The 17,564-nt window shown below is 62.3% G+C and carries 16 protein-coding genes; 9 read left to right on the top strand and 7 right to left on the bottom strand.

Annotated elements, in window-relative coordinates; all coding sequences use genetic code 11:
* The first annotated feature begins 192 nt into the window (after window positions 1-192).
* Entirely contained in the window at window positions 193-654 is a 462-nt protein-coding gene (locus ABEH28_RS01290; RefSeq protein WP_282372645.1) for an Hsp20 family protein, read from the top strand.
* 32 nt (window positions 655-686) lie between these two features.
* On the opposite strand, the gene ABEH28_RS01285 is transcribed toward ABEH28_RS01290, so the two are convergent.
* Genes ABEH28_RS01285 through ABEH28_RS01275 form a run of 3 tightly spaced genes read right to left on the bottom strand, consistent with a single transcriptional unit; the run spans window position 687 to window position 3,711 of the window.
* Complete coding sequence (locus ABEH28_RS01285) at window positions 687-1,541, bottom strand: amidohydrolase family protein (RefSeq protein WP_346628861.1); 855 nt, start codon at window positions 1,539-1,541, stop codon at window positions 687-689.
* A gap of 54 nt (window positions 1,542-1,595) precedes the next feature.
* Complete coding sequence (locus ABEH28_RS01280) at window positions 1,596-3,017, bottom strand: MFS transporter (RefSeq protein WP_346628860.1); 1,422 nt, start codon at window positions 3,015-3,017, stop codon at window positions 1,596-1,598.
* Complete coding sequence (locus ABEH28_RS01275; RefSeq protein ID WP_192172330.1) at window positions 2,980-3,711, bottom strand: GntR family transcriptional regulator; 732 nt, start codon at window positions 3,709-3,711, stop codon at window positions 2,980-2,982. The genes ABEH28_RS01280 and ABEH28_RS01275 overlap by 38 nt, the downstream gene beginning before the upstream one ends.
* Before the next feature lie 976 nt (window positions 3,712-4,687).
* On the opposite strand from ABEH28_RS01275, the gene ABEH28_RS01270 reads away from it, so the two are divergent.
* The gene (locus tag ABEH28_RS01270; RefSeq protein WP_346628859.1) at window positions 4,688-5,122 is read left to right on the top strand and encodes a GNAT family N-acetyltransferase; all 435 of its coding nucleotides are present in this window, start codon (window positions 4,688-4,690) and stop codon (window positions 5,120-5,122) included.
* An 18-nt stretch (window positions 5,123-5,140) separates the two neighbouring features.
* On the opposite strand, the gene ABEH28_RS01265 is transcribed toward ABEH28_RS01270, so the two are convergent.
* Window positions 5,141-6,028 carry a DMT family transporter gene (locus ABEH28_RS01265; protein ID WP_346628858.1) on the bottom strand — a complete coding sequence of 296 codons (888 nt, stop codon included), beginning with the start codon at window positions 6,026-6,028 and terminating at the stop codon, window positions 5,141-5,143.
* 541 nt (window positions 6,029-6,569) lie between these two features.
* On the opposite strand from ABEH28_RS01265, the gene ABEH28_RS01260 reads away from it, so the two are divergent.
* Window positions 6,570-8,282: an amidase gene (locus tag ABEH28_RS01260; RefSeq protein ID WP_346628857.1), complete on the top strand. Its 1,713-nt coding sequence runs from the start codon at window positions 6,570-6,572 to the stop codon at window positions 8,280-8,282.
* A gap of 72 nt (window positions 8,283-8,354) precedes the next feature.
* Window positions 8,355-9,194 carry a glutathione-dependent disulfide-bond oxidoreductase gene (yghU, locus tag ABEH28_RS01255; RefSeq protein WP_346628856.1) on the top strand — a complete coding sequence of 280 codons (840 nt, stop codon included), beginning with the start codon at window positions 8,355-8,357 and terminating at the stop codon, window positions 9,192-9,194.
* 354 nt (window positions 9,195-9,548) lie between these two features.
* Here the strand turns inward: yghU and ABEH28_RS01250 are convergent, their stop codons facing one another.
* Complete coding sequence (locus ABEH28_RS01250) at window positions 9,549-10,415, bottom strand: aldo/keto reductase family oxidoreductase (RefSeq protein WP_346628855.1); 867 nt, start codon at window positions 10,413-10,415, stop codon at window positions 9,549-9,551.
* A 102-nt stretch (window positions 10,416-10,517) separates the two neighbouring features.
* Here ABEH28_RS01250 and ABEH28_RS01245 point away from each other — a divergent pair, with 102 nt between their 5' ends.
* Window positions 10,518-11,417 carry a LysR family transcriptional regulator gene (locus ABEH28_RS01245; protein WP_346628854.1) on the top strand — a complete coding sequence of 300 codons (900 nt, stop codon included), beginning with the start codon at window positions 10,518-10,520 and terminating at the stop codon, window positions 11,415-11,417.
* 170 nt (window positions 11,418-11,587) lie between these two features.
* On the opposite strand, the gene ABEH28_RS01240 is transcribed toward ABEH28_RS01245, so the two are convergent.
* Window positions 11,588-11,860, bottom strand: coding sequence for a DUF2790 domain-containing protein (locus tag ABEH28_RS01240; RefSeq protein ID WP_346628853.1), 273 nt, complete (start codon window positions 11,858-11,860; stop codon window positions 11,588-11,590).
* 517 nt (window positions 11,861-12,377) lie between these two features.
* Between ABEH28_RS01240 and ABEH28_RS01235 the strand changes: the two genes are divergently transcribed.
* The 3 genes from ABEH28_RS01235 to ABEH28_RS01225 are packed head-to-tail and all read left to right on the top strand — an operon-like array spanning window position 12,378 to window position 16,262.
* Window positions 12,378-12,830: a (2Fe-2S)-binding protein gene (locus ABEH28_RS01235; RefSeq protein ID WP_074893339.1), complete on the top strand. Its 453-nt coding sequence runs from the start codon at window positions 12,378-12,380 to the stop codon at window positions 12,828-12,830.
* Window positions 12,831-12,841: 11 nt separating this feature from the next.
* The gene (locus ABEH28_RS01230; RefSeq protein ID WP_346628852.1) at window positions 12,842-15,034 is read left to right on the top strand and encodes a xanthine dehydrogenase family protein molybdopterin-binding subunit; all 2,193 of its coding nucleotides are present in this window, start codon (window positions 12,842-12,844) and stop codon (window positions 15,032-15,034) included.
* A 10-nt stretch (window positions 15,035-15,044) separates the two neighbouring features.
* Window positions 15,045-16,262: a cytochrome c gene (locus ABEH28_RS01225; RefSeq protein WP_346628851.1), complete on the top strand. Its 1,218-nt coding sequence runs from the start codon at window positions 15,045-15,047 to the stop codon at window positions 16,260-16,262.
* A 61-nt stretch (window positions 16,263-16,323) separates the two neighbouring features.
* On the opposite strand, the gene ABEH28_RS01220 is transcribed toward ABEH28_RS01225, so the two are convergent.
* Window positions 16,324-16,725, bottom strand: a complete 402-nt coding sequence (locus tag ABEH28_RS01220) for an ester cyclase (protein WP_346628850.1) — start codon at window positions 16,723-16,725, stop codon at window positions 16,324-16,326.
* A gap of 251 nt (window positions 16,726-16,976) precedes the next feature.
* Here ABEH28_RS01220 and ABEH28_RS01215 point away from each other — a divergent pair, with 251 nt between their 5' ends.
* On the top strand, window positions 16,977-17,396 hold the full coding sequence (locus tag ABEH28_RS01215) for an NUDIX hydrolase (RefSeq protein WP_346628849.1): 420 nt from the start codon (window positions 16,977-16,979) through the stop codon (window positions 17,394-17,396).
* Window positions 17,397-17,564 lie beyond the last annotated feature (168 nt).

Here is a 17,564-nt window from a genome sequence, read left to right as displayed (position 1 = left end):
GACTAGACGACTCTGGCCAGCCGTCTAATAGGCAAATGTTTGGGCGACGATAGAGTGGTTCTGTTGGCGGAGTATTTAACGGAGGTGCTTGTATTTTCTGGCGCTTGAGCTCAACTCTAACAACAGCATCAAGTGCAGAGCCGGCGTCGACCGGCGTCTTGATCACCGTGGCAATCTCCAGGAGATTCAGGCATGGCCACCACCGCTTCACTGGCCCCGTTGTTCCGGCAATCAGTGGGCTTTGATCGCTTCAACGATTTTTTTGAATCTGCCTTGCACAGCGAAATAAACGCCAGCGGCCCCCCTCACAACGTCGAACGATACGGCACGGATCATTACCGAATCGTGATCGCCACAGCCGGGCTTGCCGCTGCTGACCTCGACCTGACCCTGGAAAGAAACGTGCTCACCGTTTGCGGGGCTGAAGCCCAGACCGATGGCGGCGTGACGTACCTGCATCAGGGCATCGCCCATGGGCCGTTCCGGCTGGTCTTCCATCTGGCCGATCACATTGAGGTACAGGGCGCGACCTTCAAGAATGGTTTGCTGATCGTCTTCCTGCTGCGGGTCGAACCCCAAGGGGCCAAGGCCCGCCGGATCAGCATTCACAGCCCCGGCGACGATCCCGACCGGCCGCACATCAGCCGGCCCTGATCAACGGCGAGAAACGCGCGCCTGAAGCCGGATCAGGCCTCGGTCGGCGGGAAATCAAACAGCACTTGAGGTGCGTCGATGAGCAACGAGCGCATCAATGGCGCGGAGCAGCCCAGCGCCTGCAGCTGCTCGACCACAGAGCCATAGCTGACCCTGTTTTCATGCTGGGTATGGGGCCAATCACTGCCCCAGACCAGCCGCTGCTGACCGAAAGCGTCGACCAGCAACGACAGCGCGGCACGGGCGAAATCGAGGTTCTCTTGCGCGCTGCCCTCCAGCCGGTAAATGCCCGAGACTTTCATCCACAGTTGCCCGCTCCGGCCCAGCTCCAGCATCTGGGGAAAGCCCGGTTGATCGAGGCCCAGGCGGGCGTCGGGCCGACCAAAGTGATCAATCACGATCTTCATGCCGAACGGCATCAGCCCGGCCAGCAGCGCAGGCATATCGGCGACGTGGCGGTGCACTTCTACATGCCAGTCGAGCACGGCGATGTGCCCGAAGAACACCTGCCACTGCGGTTCGGAAAAGTCCGGCAGCGCCTTGGCCATCAGGTTCAGACGCACGCCAACGATGCCCAGTCGATCCATCTCGTCCAACGCGGCACGGCTGATGTCGCGGTCGACCACCACCACGCCACGCAGTTGATCCGGCGCCTGTTGAAGGGCGTCGAGCAAGTAACGGTTATCGGTCCCGAGGAAACTCGGTTGCACCAGCACGCCATGGCTCAGGCCGTGCTGGTGAAGTTGATCCCGGTACATCGCCAGCGTGGCGTCGTAGTCGGGTGAATAGCGTCGTGCCGATGTCAGGTCCAGCTCCCTGCTGAAGACGTGTGCGTGGCCGTCGATGCCAAGGATCGACGGGGGGGAGACGGAAAAGAGGTCGGACATGGATCTCATCTATCAAAAGGTGCGCGACGCAAAACGCGTCGCGCAGAAGGAAAATCAGGCGCGGGCGGTTTCGCTGCGTGTGTCTGCGACGGCGCCGGCAGTAGGGCTGGCTTCCAGGCTGCGACCGCGGGTTTCCGGCAGGCACAACGCGGCAATCACGGCGACGCCATAGGCGATCCCGGCGTCGATGCCGATGGCGGAACCCAGCGACATCGATTCGCTCATGTGGCCCACCAGGAAAGGGAAGACCGAGGACAGCACACGGCCGAAGTTGTAGCAGAAGCCCACCCCTGCCCCGCGCACGTCAGCCGGATACAGCTCGTTGAACAGCGCGCCGAGGCTGGCCGGAATGCCGGCGGCGAAGAAGCCCAGCGGGAAACCGAGGAACAGCATTTGTGTGTTGGTCAGCGGCAGGAACACGTAGCACTGCACGGTGATGACACAGCACAGGGCGAACAGCACGATGTTCAGTCGGCGGCCGATGCGGTCGATGAGAAAGCCGCTGGCAATGCAGCCGCACCAGAAGGCGACGATGATGACTGCCAGGTAGCCGCCGGAGTTGAGCACCGACAGATTACGCTCGGTTTTCAGGAACGTCGGCAGCCAGGTCATCACGGCGTGGTAGCCGCCGTGGGCGCCGAGGCCGAGCAAGCCGCCGAGCAGCGTCACGCGGATCAATTCCGGGCGGAAGATGCCGGCCAGGGATTTGAAGAAGCTCTGCGGGATGGCGTTGTCTTTTTGCAGGCGCTGAAAGCTGTCCGGCTCCTCGACGTTGCGGCGCACCCAGATGATCAGCAGCGACGGCAGCAGGCCGACCAGAAACATCACCCGCCAGGCCATGTCCTGGGGCACGAACGAATAGATCAAGGTAAACACGCCGACCGCCAGCCCCCAGCCCACCGCCCAGGCGCTCTGCACGGTGCCCATGACCTTGCCACGGTATTTCGGGTTGATAGTTTCGGCCATCAACACCGCGCCTGCGGCCCACTCGCCACCGATGCCGAAACCCTGCAGCGCCTTGACGATCAGCAGCGAGCTGAAGCCGGTGACGAACGCCGACAGAAAGGTGAAAAACGAGAACCAGAGGATCATCCACTGCAGCGTGCGCACCCGGCCGTAGCGGTCGGACAGCGTGCCACCGACCCAGCCGCCGAGGGCCGAGGTGATCAGCGTCACGCCACTGATCAGGCCGGCGTCACCCTTGGTCAACGCGAAGGCGGCGATCAGCGCCGGAATCGCCAGGCCGAACATCTGAACTTCCAGGGCGTCCAGCGACCATCCGCCGAAGCAGGCCCAGAACGTTTTGCGCTCCCGAGGAGTGACGTGGCGATACCAGTTGAACATGGTTTTTGTCCTTATAAGTGTGAAGCAGCAGGTGCTGTAGAGCCCGTTCTGAGTGACGGGCTTGGGTGCAGAATTCGGATTTCTCAGCGGCGCTTCAGCGGATGTCGACGCTGTAGCGGAAGTGGCTGGCATGGCCGCGCGAACGGCGCCATTCCAGCGGTTGTCCGGCGTAGTTGCGCGCCAGACGCTCGATCACCACCACCGGGCTGTTGACCGGCACCTGCAGCAAGCGGGCGTGGGTGTCGTTGATGGCTTCGGCGGTCAGGGTTTCTTCGGCGTAGGCCACGACCTGGCCGCATTGCTCTTCGTAGATCGGATAGAGCAGCGGGCCCTGGCGGCTGAGGTCGATTTCCAGCAGGGTCTGAAACTGCACCTGAGGCAGCCAGATTTCTTCGGCGAGCACAGGCTGAGCGTCGAGCAATCGCAGGCGGATCAGGCGAATCACCGGCGCGTCCAGCGGCAGACCGAGGGCGTGAGAAACGGCCGAGGGCGCGGTGACGGCTTCGATGGAGAGGATGCGGCTTTCGGGCACCTGGCGTTCGCCGGAGACGCTTTGAAAGCGGAAGAAGCGGAACAGCGAGGACTGGAACTGCGGCCGGCGAATGAAGGTGCCGCGGCCCTGTTGGCGTTCGAGGATGTTCTCGTTGACCAGCATGTCGATGGCTTTGCGCACGGTGCCGGTGGACAGGCAGTACTCGCTGGACAGCGCGGCTTCGGTGGGAATGGCTTCGCCCGGGCGCCAGCGGTTGTTGGCGATCTGTTCGGCGAGCTGGTCTCGCAGGCGTTGGTAGAGCGGCAAGCGGACATCGCTGGAAAGTCGGTTCATGGAGGCGCTTCGCTGTTGTAGTTATGTAGTCATCTATATGAATCTGCGTTGAGTATTGTCCCGTTACAAATAAGCGTCAAGGGTGGGGATGGGGGTTGGCGGATGAATGGCGTTTGGGGGTTTGGGCGTTTGAGGTTTCACGTTTCTCAGGGGAACGCGGAAACGGCAGAGCGTGTGTCTGCCGTCAGGTTGCGGGGAGCGCGGGGGTGTCAGGTCGGGATCAGGTCGGGGAGATTGTGGCGAGCGCGCCGATCATGAGGGTCAGGGCGAGAAAGCCGAACAGGAAGATGGCGAGCTTGGCCATGGGGTTCTCCTACGCAAGTATGAAGTACTAGAGGTTTCAGGCCGGATGATGGGGACCGGTCGGGCTTGATCGGTCTGCCGGGAGTGAAGTGATCTTGGGGGTTGCGGCTGTTTCAGTACAGATTCAGGTAAGGCTTATAAATACGGATCAGATACAGGGTGATGCACACATCAGGATCAAGAGCATCTGCCTAACGGCAGATCGTTTCGCCTTCGGCGAGTTACTTGATAAAGCCCCAAGTAACCAAGTGCTTGTGCTCCTGGTTGGGCCCTTCCTTCGTCAGGGTTCCCTCACTCCGACGACGCTCCGTGGGCGCGCGCCGAACGGACATCCATGTCCTGACGGCGCTCTCGCGGCATCCATGCCGCTCGGCCCACTCCGCGTCGTCTGCGTTCGGCCTGCACCCAAGTCGCGTTCTGCGGTGCTTGAGCTTTTTGCGTACGAAGATCAAAAGCTTCCCGGCTAAAGCCGGTCCTACTAAACACCGCGTGCTGTTAGTGGGACCGGCTTCAGCCGGGAAGAGGCCGGCATGAGCGTCACAAGAAGTCCGATCGTTCCCAGGCTCCGCGTGGGAATGCATCCCGTGACGCTCCGCGTCACCTAGCGGCTGACATGACACCCCACCAATCGCGCTGCTACGCTCGCTGCCCTCTCTCCACTTAGGCGCCCACCATGCCCACCATCCGCCCCATGACCCTGGACGATTACGACGCCATCACCCAACTCATGCGCGACACGCCGGGTATTTCCTTGCGTGACGCGGACTCGCGCGAGTCCACCGAGCGGTATCTGCTGCGCAACCCCGGACTGAGTTTTGTGGCGGAGGACGGTTCACTCATCTGCGGGTGTGTGATGTCGGGCCATGACGGCCGGCGCGGCTATTTGCAGCATTTGCTGGTGCTCCCTGAGTATCGGCGGCAGGGAACCGGAAAGGCGTTGGTGGAGCGCTGTCTGCTCAGACTTGAAGCGGAAGGCATTCACAAATGCCACATCGACGTACTCAAGACCAACCCGGCCGCAGCGACCTATTGGGCGAACCAGGGCTGGCAGTTGCGGGTCGATATCCACCGTTTTTCCTTCACCCGTCCGGGCAATGAAAACGCCTGACACTCAGCTAGGCCCTGATCAGACCTGACTGACAGGCGCCACGGGTTGGCGTCTGGCGTAAACCATCAGGCCGCTGAGGAGGATAAGTCCGATGCCAAACAGCGAGGCGGTGGCCGGGAAGTTGCCGAACAGCAGAACCCCGTAAGCCACCGCGAAGATGATTTGCAGGTAACCCAACGGTGCGAGCACAGACGAAGAAGCATAACGATAAGACTTGGCCATCAGAAAGTGGGCGCACAGCCCCAGACCGCCCAGCACCAGCAGCAACCCCATCTGCAGCCAGTCAGGTTCGGCCCAGTAGAACGGCACGATGGCGCTGAGGATCAGGGTGCAGAACACGCCAACGTAGAAGCTGCACACCGACGGGCTGTCGGTCTCCCCCGCCAGTTGCGTGAGCAGTTGATACAGCGCGAAGAACAGCGCGGTCGCGAGGGGAAACAGCATCCACAGCGAGAAGGCGTCGCTCGCCGGGTTGATGATCACCAGCACGCCGATGAAACCCAGCACCACCGATAGCCACTGCCAGCGATCCGCCTTGATGCCGAAGATCAGCGGCGACAGAATCGTTACGAACGCAGGGGCAAGGAAGACCAGCGCCGTGGATTCGGCGATGGGCACGTGGGTAAGCCCGAACAGGAAAGACAGGCTGTCGGCGAGCAACACCACCGCGCGCAGCAGGTGCAGCCAGGGCCGCCGGGTGTGGAAGACGTTTGCGCCGCCGTTGCGCAGCAGCGCGGTGGTCACCAGGGTCGAGTGAACCAGGTAGCGGGCCCAAGCGACGAAGATCACCGGCAGGGAATAGATCAGCGTCTTGGAAATCGCGTCATGACTGGCGAACGTCAGCGCCACGCCCGCCATCAACCACATGCCGATGACTTGCCGGTGCGCGCCGTGATGGGGAGTCATTGCAAAGCCTGCCACAGAAAATGATGCGCAGGAGTTAACCACAGAACTCGGCCCAGGCGCCCGCGCAGCTTGCCCAAGCGCTCCGCGCACTTTATCGCGGACAATAAAAAACCCGCCTGAGCGGGTTCTTTTCTATCAACACCATTCCAACATCCTGTCAGTAGCCGTCCCGGCAAATGGTGGATCATCCATGACCTGCGAAGCACATCCAGCGCTTCGGTTGATGGATCCAAGGTTGCGCTTGTGGCGCTTCGCTGTACAGGGCGACATTGCCCGGCGTCGTGTAAGCCTTTCGCCATACCGCATGTGCGGCGGCCCTCTGACGCTCTGCATTAAGGGCATCTGCGCAAGCCTCGCGACAAAGGCATGGCGGAGGCATAATGTGCGCCACACGAATACGCCCGCCGACCTGAGCTGCGGTGCCCACCCACGCCTCAGTCGGTTTCAAACCAGCCCGGCCCTGCCGCGCAACGGGAAGCGATATGCCCATTCTTGTTCAGACGTCCTGCTCTCTACTCCCCGGCTCACGGTCGTCGCAGTCATGATCGAAGTCACCGAAGTCTCCATCGCGCAGTTGCGCTCAGCCCTTGAAGCGGGCCAGACCACCGCCGTCGAACTGGTCCAGGCGTACCTCGCCAGAATCGACGCCTATGACGGCACCGACACCGCCACCGCGCTCAACGCCGTGGTCGTGCGCAATCCCCAGGCCCTCGACGAAGCGCAAGCTTCCGATGACCGTCGCGCGCGAGGCGAAACCCTCGGCCCCCTCGACGGCATTCCCTACACCGCCAAAGACAGCTATCTGGTCAACGGACTCACGGCGGCATCGGGCAGCCCGGCGTTTGCCGAACTGGTCGCTCACCGTGATGCGTTCACCATCGAGCGGTTGCGTGGGGCCGGTGCGATCTGTCTGGGCAAGACCAACATGCCGCCGATGGCCAATGGCGGCATGCAGCGCGGCGTGTATGGCCGCGCTGAAAGCCCTTACAACGAGGATTTCCTGACGGCGCCGTTTGCGTCCGGGTCATCCAACGGCGCCGGCACTGCAACGGCCGCGAGTTTCGCGGCGTTCGGGCTGGCCGAAGAAACCTGGTCGAGCGGCCGTGGCCCTGCGTCGAACAACGGCCTGTGCGCCTACACGCCGTCACGCGGGGTGATTTCGGTGCGCGGCAACTGGCCGCTGACGCCGACCATGGACGTGGTCGTGCCCTTCGCGCGGACCATGGCCGACCTGCTCGAAGTGCTGGACGTGGTGGTCGCCGAAGACGCCGACACCCGCGGCGACCTGTGGCGGTTGCAGCCGTGGGTGCCGATTCCCTCGGTCGACTCGGTGCGCCCGGCGTCCTACGCCGACCTCGCCGCCAGCCCGCAGACTCTGGCCGGCAAACGCTTCGGTGTGCCGCGCATGTACATCAACGCCGACCCTGAAGCCGGTACCTCCGAAGCACCCGGCATTGGCGGCCCCACCGGCCAGCGCATCATCACCCGCGCCTCGGTGATCGACCTGTGGGAACAAGCGCGCCAGGCACTCGAAGCCCAGGGCGCCGAAGTCATCGAAGTGGATTTCCCGCTGGTCTCCAACTGCGAGGGCGATCGTCCCGGCGCGCCGACGGTGTACAACCGCGGTATCGTTTCCAAGGAATTTTTGCACCACGAATTGTGGGACCTCACCGCCTGGGCGTTCGATGACTTTCTACAAGCCAACGGCGACCCGAAACTGAACCGCCTGGCCGACGTCAACGGACCGCTGATTTTCCCCCACGACCCCGGCACTCTGCCCAACCGCGAGGGCGATCTCGCTGCCGGCATGGACGAGTACGTGAAGATGGCCCAACGCGGCATCACGCCGTGGGACCAGATCGACACCTTGCCGGACGGCCTGCGCGGGCTGGAACATACCCGCCGCATTGACCTCGAAGACTGGATGCAGCGGCTCGGGCTGGACGCGGTGCTGTTCCCGACCGTGGCCGACGTGGCCCCGGCGAATGCTGACGTCAACCCGGCCTCGGCGGACATCGCCTGGAGCAACGGCGTCTGGGTCGCCAACGGCAACCTCGCGATCCGTCACCTCGGCGTGCCCACCGTCACTGTGCCGATGGGCGTAATGGCCGACATTGGCATGCCCGTGGGCCTGACCTTCGCCGGCCGCGCTTACGAGGATTCCGCCCTGCTGCGCTTCGCTTCGGCGTTCGAATCCATCGGCAGCAAGCGCCAGATTCCGCCGCGCACGCCGCCGTTGTCTTCTGCTCGATAAACAGTGTTAAAGGGTCGGGGCCGGCGCGCCTCGACTCTTCCCGCTAAAACTGACCCTCAGGAGAAGTGTTCAATGAGCAAGGCACCTTACGTCCCGCCTACCGTGTGGAAACACAAAGCGCCCTCCGGCGGCCAGTTCGCCAGCATCAACCGCCCGACGGCCGGGCCGACCCATGAAAAGGTCCTGCCGGTCGGCAAACACCCGCTGCAGCTGTATTCGCTGGCCACGCCCAACGGCGTCAAGGTGACGATTCTGCTTGAGGAGCTGCTTGCCCTTGGGCACAGCGGCGCCGAGTACGACGCCTGGCTGATCCGTATCAACGAGGGCGATCAGTTCGGCAGCGGCTTCGTCGACATCAACCCCAACTCGAAAATCCCGGCGCTGCTGGATCGCAGCGTCGAACCCAACCTTCGCGTGTTCGAGTCCGGTTCGATCCTGCTGTATCTGGCGGAGAAGTTTGGCGAGTTGCTGCCCAAGGATCTGGCGGGCCGCACCGAAACCCTGAACTGGCTGTTCTGGCAGATGGGCGCTGCGCCGTATCTGGGTGGGGGCTTCGGGCACTTTTATGTGTACGCGCCGGAGAAGTTCGAATACGCCATCGACCGCTTCACCATGGAAGCCAAGCGTCAGCTGGACGTGCTGAATCGGCGCCTGAGCGAGAGCGCTTATCTGGCCGGCGACAGCTACACCATCGCCGACATCGCCGTGTGGTCGTGGTACGGGCAAGTGGTGCGCAACACCGTGTACGGCGCCGCGGAATTCCTCGCCGCCCACGAATACACCCACGTGCAGCGCTGGGCCGAAACCATTGCGCAACGGCCGGCAGTGATCCGCGGCATGCGCGTCAACCGGACCTGGGGCGACGAAGCCACCCAAGTGCCGGAGCGGCATGATGCGTCGGATCTGGATTGAGGCAATTCCCGGCGGTCAGTGAGGATTTCTCCACTCTCACTGACACACCACGGATCCCTGTAGGACCGGCTTCAGCCGGGAAGGCGTCGGTCGTCACACCGCAAAATTGTTGGTGCTCACACCGGCCTCTTCCCGGCTAAAGCCGGTCCTACGATGACACCGCATTCGTCTAGCTGCACCGCGTGGTCTAAATGTAGGACCGGCTTCAGCCGGGAAGGCGTCGGTCGTCACACCGCAAAATTGATGGTGCTCACACCGGCCTCTTCCCGGCTAAAGCCAGTCCCACTGAAAGCATGCATTCCTCCAGTGGGACCCCATGCGCCAGACGTAGGGCCGGCGCATGCCGAGACAGCTTCAGGCGCCCTGCCCGTCGAGTTCGGCGAGCATTTCCTGGGGGATCACCAGCTCGGCTGCCGTCAGGTTTTCGTGCAGATGCGCCACCGAGGAGGTGCCCGGAATCAGCAGCAGGTTGGGCGCACGCTGCAGCAGCCATGCCAGTGCCACGCACATTGACGAGGTGTCGAGGCGCGTGGCGACGTCCGACAGGGTCTGGGACTGCAACGGCGTGAAACCGCCCAGCGGGAAGAACGGCACGTAGGCGATGCCCTGCTTGCCGAGTTCTGCGATCAGCTGCTCGTCATCTCGGTGGGCCAGGTTGTAATGGTTCTGCACGCAAACCACCTGGGCAATGCCCTGCGCCTCGGCAACCTGTTTCGCACTGACGTTGCTCAGGCCCAGATGCTGAATCAGCCCCTGACGCTGCAATTCAGCCAGCGCACTGAACTGCTCGGCTATCGACGCTTCATCCGGCGAATGCCCGGTGCCCCACGCCCTGAAGTTCACCACGTGCAGCGCTTCCACGCCGAGATTGCGCAGGTTGTCGTGCACCGCGCTCACCAGTTCCGCCGGGCTGTTTGCGGGATTCCATGAAGCGTCGGTGCCTCGGGACGCGCCAACCTTGGTGACGATCAGCAGCTCGTCGGCATAAGGATGCAGGGCCTCGCGGATCAGAAGGTTGGTGACATGGGGACCATAGAAGTCGGCCGTGTCGATATGGTTGACGCCGGAAGCAACCGCTTCACGCAGAACGGCGATGGCAGCCGCGTGATCTTTCGGTGGTCCGTAAACGCCCGGACCGGCCAGTTGCATGGCGCCGTAGCCCATGCGGTTGACGGTGCGACCGCCGAATGAAAAGTGTCCTGCCTTGCTGGCCTGGCTCATGGGTGACGCCTCGTGATCAAGTATGTGTGAGGCGACTATAGGCGTTGACCGCTGCGCTGATAATCAGGTGCAATCGGCACGGGTTGTACGAGTGAGCGGACGATGGCGACAGACATTCAGGATTTGCTGGCCTTCGTGGCCGTGGTCAACGCAGGCGGTTTTCGTGAAGGCGCACGGCTGAGTGGCAAGTCGGCGTCCAGCCTCAGCGATGCTGTTCGACGCATGGAGTCTCGCCTGGGCGTGCGCCTGTTCAACCGCACCACCCGCAGCGTCGTCCCGACCGAAGCCGGCGCGCGGCTGATGGAACGGATTGTCCCCGCACTCGGCGAAGTCGAATCGGCACTGGACGTGGTCAATGATTTCCGCGACCGCCCTTCCGGCACGCTCAGGCTCAACGTGCCCGTCAGCGCCGCCCGCCTGATATTGCCGCAGATCATCACCCCGTTTCTGCAGGCGCACCCGGACATCCGTATGGAAGTGGTCACGGAGGAAAGCTTCGTCGACATGCTCGCTGCCGGCTGTGACGCGGGCATTCGCTACGACGACCGCTTGGAACAGGACATGATCGCCGTGCCCATCGGCCCGCGCGTTCAGCGTTTCGCGACCGCCGCATCGCCGGCGTACCTCGACGCCCGGGGCCGCCCTGAACATCCACGGGACCTGCTCAACCACAGCTGCCTGCGCGGCAAATTCCCCAGCGGCTCCGTACCGCTCTGGGAATACGAGCGGGACGGAGAAGAGGTTCGCGTCGAGCCTACCGGCCCGTTGACCGTGCGGATCGGCGGCGCCGTCGACCTTGCCGTGCACACCGCCATCGACGGCCTGGGCATCGTCTCGTTGTTCGAAGACTGGTTGCGCCCCCATCTGGACAGCGGCGCGCTGGAACCGGTGCTCGAACCCTGGTGGCCAAGCTTCAGCGGGCCGTTTCTGTATTACCCGGGGCGGCGCTATGTGCCATCACCGTTGAGAGCCTTCCTGGACTTCATCCAGCGGCGGGCGTGATGCTTGTCCGTGCACAGAACTGACCAGGTCTTTTAAATAAATAACTGCAAGTTCACGGTCGAACTAGCCCGCAGGATGTTGCAGCTAGATAATCAGGCAAAAAAAACGCTGCATTCAATGCAGCGTTTCTTTTATAGCGTTTGTAGTTGAAGCCGCCAGGGCACTGGCGATCAACCATTTTGACGACCGTAGCCCATGATGGTGTAGTCAAGGCTGTGGGTCACGCCGGCGTGGTCAACATAAACCATGGTGGATTGCACCGGACCATCAACTTTCTGTGGGTCCTGGGCGTTTTTAATGCTGATCACTTTCGCGACGTCGATACCTTTGTGGCGGTTGTATTGTTCGACTTGGGTCAAAGGCTGTTGGCTGGTGGCTGGGAGTTCGCCGGCAGCGGCAAATACACTGACGAGGGACAGAGCAGCGAAGGCTAATACTTTCATGGTCGTTCTCCAGAAGTTCATTAAGTAGTAAGGGAGCAAAGCGCTTGTCGTTTGCTTCTGGGGCCATTCTGTTCGTGATCGGCTCAGATGATAAATACTTAAAATCGATAAGGCCCATCACCGTCATCGATGCTTGAGTTAATTAGATCAATTTCCGTAATAGACCCTTGCGTATTCTGTTATCTCACAACTTTCAACACATCGAGTGAGACTGGCGCAGCCCCCCTGTTAAGTGCGACAGATGCAGGGACTGCACTACGGCGGAGCGCGTCATGTTGTCGCGGGTGATTGAACTGCCTGTCGGGAAATATTTTCAGCGCAATCAAACATTTCCAATGATGAACGTACTACCATTCATCCCGCTGACTCGTCCCGAACCAAAATGTCCGAGCAGACCTATATAAAGCGCTGGCCACTGGCACGGCGCTATTTTTTAAAACAAACCGAAGCCTTGATGCCGCCTCACGAGCCTGCTCGTGGCGCAGTGCGTCAACCGTGATGACCGTCTGAGGTTGTGATGCAGAAATTGATGATTAACGGCCAGGAGCACGACCTGGATGTCGCCGACGACATGCCATTGTTGTGGGTCCTGCGCGACGTGATGGGCCTGACCGGCACCAAATACGGTTGCGGCATTGCCCAGTGCGGCGTGTGCACCGTGCACCTGGACGGCCAGGCCGTGCGCTCATGCGTACTGCCGGTGAGCGCCGTCGCCGGCCGCAAGGTCACCACCATCGAAGCGGTGGGCGAGCAGGCCGTGGGGCAGGCGGTACAGAAAGCCTGGCTGGACCATGAAGTCGTGCAATGCGGCTACTGCCAGTCGGGGCAGATCATGTCCGCCGTCGCGCTGTTGCAGGAACACCCCAAAGCCAACGACGAGCAGATCGTCAACGCCATGTCGGGCAACCTCTGCCGCTGCGCCACCTACACCCGCATTCGCGCCGCCATCAAAAGCGTCAGCCAGGCCTGAAGGAAGTCATCATGTCCGAATCACAATCATCTGCCGCGATGCTCTCGCGTCGCGGGCTGCTCAAAGGCAGTGCGCTGCTGGGCGGGCTGGTCATCGGCACCTACCTGCCGGCGTCAGTCACCCGCAGCTTCGCCGCTGATCTGGTCAAGGGCGCCAGCCTGGGCGACAACGCCGAGCAAGGCTATGGCGCCTTCGTGCGCATTGACCACAGCGGCGCCGTCACGCTGATTTCGCCGAAGATCGAAATGGGCCAGGGCGTGCAGACCGGCATCGCCATGATGGTCGCCGAAGAGCTCGAAGTGCCGCTGAGCCAGATCACCATCACCGAGGCCCCGCCCAATGCAGCGCTGTACACCGACGCGCTGCTGAGTTTCCAGGCCACCGGCGGTTCGACCTCCACCCGCTACAGCTGGGAGCCTTTGCGCAAGGCCGGCGCCGGTGCACGGATCGTGCTGATTCAGGCAGCGGCCATGCGCTGGAAAGTCGCGCCGAGCCAGTGCCATGCCGAGAACGGCCGGGTCATCGGCCCGAACGGCCAAAGTGCCGGTTACGGTGAGCTGGTCGACGCTGCGGCGAAGCTGCCGCTGCCGACCGAGATCCCCCTCAAAGCCGTCAGCGAATTCAAGCTGCTGGGCAAGCCGGTCCAGCGTTTGGACACCCCGAACAAGGTCAATGGCACGGCGAAATTCACCATCGACCTGCAAGTGCCGGGGATGCTGATTGCGTCCACCCTCACCTGCCCGGTTCATGGCGGCACGCTGCGCGGCGTCAAGAATGAAGACGCTGCGCGCAAGGTCCCCGGCGTGCGCGATATCGTCCGTCTGGACAACGCGGTGGCGGTGACGGCGAGCAACTTCTGGTCCTGCCAGCAAGCGCTCAAGGCGCTGGACATCGACTGGGACCTCGGCCCCCATGCCGGTCTTGATTCGGCCCAGCTGGACAAATCGCTGTTCGAGGCGAGCGCTGGCGACGGTGTGTTCGCGCACCAGTCCGGTGACATCGCCGGGGCGTTGAAAAACGCCTCGAGCCGCTTCGAAGCGATCTACGAACAACCCTTCCTGTCTCACTCCCCTCTGGAGCCGATGACCTGCGTCGCCCATGTGCGCGCCGACGCGTGCGAGTTGTGGGTCGGCTGTCAGGCGCCGGGGATGGCCCAGGCGGGCGCCGCCAAAGTCTGCGGCATGCCGGTGGAAAAGGTGGTGATCCACAACCAGTTGATCGGCGGTGGTTTCGGCCGCCGCCTGGAGTCTGACTTCATCTTCCAGGCCGTGGACATCGCGCGCCAGTTGAGCTACCCGATCAAGCTGATCTGGAGCCGTGAAGAGGACATGACCCACGACCGTTATCGTCCGCACTACGTCGACCGCCTCAATGCGGCGCTGGACAAAGACCTGCGTCCGGTGGGCTGGGAGCATCGCATCGCCGGTGCCTCGGTGGTCGCGGCCTATATCGGCGCATTGCCGGCTGACGGCGTCGATGGCGATGCCGTGGAAGTGGCGAAGGACCCGATCTACACCCTGCCCAACCTGCAGGTGCGCTACATCCGTCACGACCCGGAAGTGATTCCGGTTTCGTGGTGGCGCGGCGTCGGACCGCTGCGCAGCACCTACGCCATCGAGTGCTTCATCGACGAGCTGGCGCACAACGCCAAGGTCGATCCGGTGAAATACCGCCTGGCGCTGATGCAGTCGCAACCCCGCGCCCAGGCAGTGCTGACCAAAGCGGCGCAACTGGTGGAGTGGGACAAGCCGCTGCCTGCCGGTTCCGGCCGTGGCGTGGCAGTGACGGCGGTGTTCGGCAGCTTTGTTGCGACCATCGTCGAGCTGGAGAAGCAAGGCGACAAAGGCCTGCGCATCAAGCGGCTGGTGACGGTCATCGACTGCGGCTTCGCAACCAACCCGACCTCCGTAGCGTCGCAGATGGAAGGCGGCACGCTGTTCGGTCTGTCGGCCGCGCTCTTCAACGAAATCCTTGTCGAGAAAGGCCAAGTGCAGCAGACCAACTTCCACGAGTACCGGCAGATCCGCATGAGCGACGCGCCACCGGTGGAGGTGCACATCGTCGACAGCGTCGAGACCCCTGGCGGTGTTGGTGAAACCGGGGCCGTGCCCGCTGCGGCCGCGCTGGTCAATGCGGTGTACGCCGCGACCGGTGTGCGTGAGCGTCGTTTGCCGTTGAGCCGCTTTGGCTATTTCACTGTTTGAGGAGCGCGTCATGAACGTTTTCAACACTGCGCTCGGACTTGTGGCCGGTTTGCTGGCTAGCACTGTTTACGCGAGCGACGCCCCAGCGATGAGCAAGGGCGAATACCTGACCCGCGCCGCTGATTGCGTGGCCTGCCACGTCGTGCCGGGCGGCAAGCCGTACGCCGGCGGGCTGGAATTCAAGTTGCCGTTCGGCAGCCTGTATTCGCCCAACATCACCCCGGACAAAGAAACCGGGATCGGCAACTGGACCGACGACGAATTCGTCGACGCCCTGCAGAAAGGCGTGGGCAAGGACGGCAAGCATTACTACCCGGCCTTCCCTTACACCTCCTACACGCTGATGTCCCGGGAAGACATTCTGGCGATCAAGGGCTACCTGTTCAGCCTTGAGCCGGTGAAACAGATGCCGCCTGAGAACAAGATTTCGTTCCCGTTCAATCAGCGCTGGGGAATGATGTTCTGGAACGCGATTTTCGCCGGCAACGAACGCTTCGTCCCGGACAGCAAGCAGTCGGCTGAATGGAATCGTGGCGCGTATCTGGTGCAGGGCCCGGGCCACTGCGGCGAATGCCACACCCCACGCAACATCTTCCAGGCGATGAGCACCGGCAACTCTCTGGCGGGTGCGGAACTGGGCAACTGGATGGCCTACAACATCAGTTCCGACGCCAAATACGGCATCGGCGCCTGGCCGGAAGACGCCATCGTCAGCTACCTGTCGAAGGGCTACGCGGCCGGTTTCGGCGGCGCGGGCGGGCCAATGGGTGACGCGGTCGAGCACAGTCTGCGCTACCTCGATCCGGCGGACCTGAAAGCCATCGCGGTGTACCTCAAGAGCACGCCGGCCAGAAGCGAAGGCATCCCCCGCCCAACCATGGCAGTGAACGATGCCGCGCTGCAAAAGGGGCTCGGCCAGAAGCTGTTCAATGACACCTGCGTGGCCTGTCACCAGATCGACGGCAGCGGCCGGCAATCACCGGCGGGTGGGTTGGCCGGCTTGAAAACCGTCAACGACCCCAAAGGCCGTAACCTGATGGCGACGTTGCTGGAAGGTCACACGCCAACGGCGGCACGGGTCGACCAGCGCATGCCTGATTTCGCCCGCAGTTACAGCGACGCTGAACTGGCCGCCGTGAGCACCTTCGTGCTGCGTCGATTCGGTCAGAGCGACGGCGAGATCAAAGCCGAAGACGTCGCGAAGAACCGCGCCAGCGCGTTGCATTGATGGAGTGGTGGCGCCGCTGATTCTCCTCTGAGTCAGCCGCGCTGCCAGGCCATTCGGCGGTTCAGGGCTTCGGCTTTGGCACCTGCGCCGCCACCGCTGCCTTGTCGATCACCGACGCGACGTTGACGATACGCGCCGCCTCAAACGTGTAGAACACGTTCTCCGTAAACTGCACCCTCCTCCCGTTCACCGCCACCTCGAACAGCTCGCCCACCGGCGTGCAATCGAACGTCAGCCGCGCGGCAATGTGCGGTGGCTCGGCAATCAGCAGATCGATGACGAAACGCAGGTCAGGAATGGCGCGGAAATCCCGCTCCAGCATTTGCCGGTAGCCGGCCAGGCCGACGCGCTCGCCGTTGTAATGCACGTCCTCGCCGACGAAGTCTCCCAAGGCAGCCCAGTCCTGACGATTGAGGCAGGCGATATAGCCGGTGTAGGCGTCTTTGAGTGTCCGGTGGTCCATGGTGTCTCCCGGGGTGGGTAGGGCAAATGAATGTTAGTCCCACTGCAAACAGGCGATGCTTTTAGTGGGACTGGCTTTAGCCGGGAAAAGGCCAGTGTAAACACCATTAAATTTGCAGTGTGACGACTGATGCCTTCCCGGCTGAAGCGGTCCTACTGAATGACTGCGGTGTGTCAGTGCTACTGGCTGCAAGAAGATGCCTCAGCCAGGAAGTGCTAGGTTATCCGCACTGACTCCATGAAGGCGCAATCATGTCCTCTCACCCTCCCTTCTCCGGTGCGAAAGTTGCGATTCTGTGCAACGGTTCGCTGCTGACGTACCAACGCGATGACAAGCCGGAGATCCCTTGGCCGAATCTGTGGGACCTGCCCGGCGGCGGCCGCGAAGGCGACGAGACCCCGGAAGAGTGCGCCGTGCGGGAGACGATGGAAGAATTCGGCATCGTCCTCGACCCCGCTTCCTTCATCCACAAACGGGTCTACCCGGGTCAGGGCGTCAACGGGCTCGACACCTGGTTTTTCGTCGCTGAAGTGGCTGACAGCCTGTTCGATCAGGTGGTGTTCGGCGACGAAGGCCAGCGCTGGCAGGTGATGACGGTCGAGGCGTTTCTTGCGATGGACAATGCGGTTGACCGCCTGCAACACCGTTTACGCGCGTTCATGGATCAGTAGCGTTGACACGTCCAGCCCCGAAGAACGCCCGCCCCGACTCACCCAAGCAGAGACAAATTGACGCAGGCATGGCGTTTTTTTGCTATCGTCGCCGGAATTAACTAACCGGTTAATTACGCGACGGATAATGCCGGAAGAACCCCATCTGGCAGCCATCACGCTCTAAAC

This window comes from Pseudomonas sp. Ps21-P2 (genome assembly GCF_039672565.1).
In the GTDB taxonomy this organism is placed as follows: Bacteria; Pseudomonadota; Gammaproteobacteria; order Pseudomonadales; family Pseudomonadaceae; genus Aquipseudomonas.
The sequence above is the reverse complement of the archived record's forward strand: the minus strand, read 5'-3'. Positions and strand labels throughout refer to the sequence as shown.

Excerpts from the sequence above, each read along its gene's own strand:
- ABEH28_RS01290 (WP_282372645.1), top strand. The coding sequence starts at position 193 with ATGGCCACCACCGCTTCACTGGCCCCGTTGTTCCGGCAATCAGTGGGC.
- ABEH28_RS01285 (WP_346628861.1), bottom strand. The coding sequence starts at position 1,541 with ATGTCCGACCTCTTTTCCGTCTCCCCCCCGTCGATCCTTGGCATCGAC.
- ABEH28_RS01280 (WP_346628860.1), bottom strand. The coding sequence starts at position 3,017 with ATGCCAGCCACTTCCGCTACAGCGTCGACATCCGCTGAAGCGCCGCTG.
- ABEH28_RS01275 (WP_192172330.1), bottom strand. The coding sequence starts at position 3,711 with ATGAACCGACTTTCCAGCGATGTCCGCTTGCCGCTCTACCAACGCCTG.
- ABEH28_RS01270 (WP_346628859.1), top strand. The coding sequence starts at position 4,688 with ATGCCCACCATCCGCCCCATGACCCTGGACGATTACGACGCCATCACC.
- ABEH28_RS01265 (WP_346628858.1), bottom strand. The coding sequence starts at position 6,028 with ATGACTCCCCATCACGGCGCGCACCGGCAAGTCATCGGCATGTGGTTG.
- ABEH28_RS01260 (WP_346628857.1), top strand. The coding sequence starts at position 6,570 with ATGATCGAAGTCACCGAAGTCTCCATCGCGCAGTTGCGCTCAGCCCTT.
- yghU (WP_346628856.1), top strand. The coding sequence starts at position 8,355 with ATGAGCAAGGCACCTTACGTCCCGCCTACCGTGTGGAAACACAAAGCG.
- ABEH28_RS01250 (WP_346628855.1), bottom strand. The coding sequence starts at position 10,415 with ATGAGCCAGGCCAGCAAGGCAGGACACTTTTCATTCGGCGGTCGCACC.
- ABEH28_RS01245 (WP_346628854.1), top strand. The coding sequence starts at position 10,518 with ATGGCGACAGACATTCAGGATTTGCTGGCCTTCGTGGCCGTGGTCAAC.
- ABEH28_RS01240 (WP_346628853.1), bottom strand. The coding sequence starts at position 11,860 with ATGAAAGTATTAGCCTTCGCTGCTCTGTCCCTCGTCAGTGTATTTGCC.
- ABEH28_RS01235 (WP_074893339.1), top strand. The coding sequence starts at position 12,378 with ATGCAGAAATTGATGATTAACGGCCAGGAGCACGACCTGGATGTCGCC.
- ABEH28_RS01230 (WP_346628852.1), top strand. The coding sequence starts at position 12,842 with ATGTCCGAATCACAATCATCTGCCGCGATGCTCTCGCGTCGCGGGCTG.
- ABEH28_RS01225 (WP_346628851.1), top strand. The coding sequence starts at position 15,045 with ATGAACGTTTTCAACACTGCGCTCGGACTTGTGGCCGGTTTGCTGGCT.
- ABEH28_RS01220 (WP_346628850.1), bottom strand. The coding sequence starts at position 16,725 with ATGGACCACCGGACACTCAAAGACGCCTACACCGGCTATATCGCCTGC.
- ABEH28_RS01215 (WP_346628849.1), top strand. The coding sequence starts at position 16,977 with ATGTCCTCTCACCCTCCCTTCTCCGGTGCGAAAGTTGCGATTCTGTGC.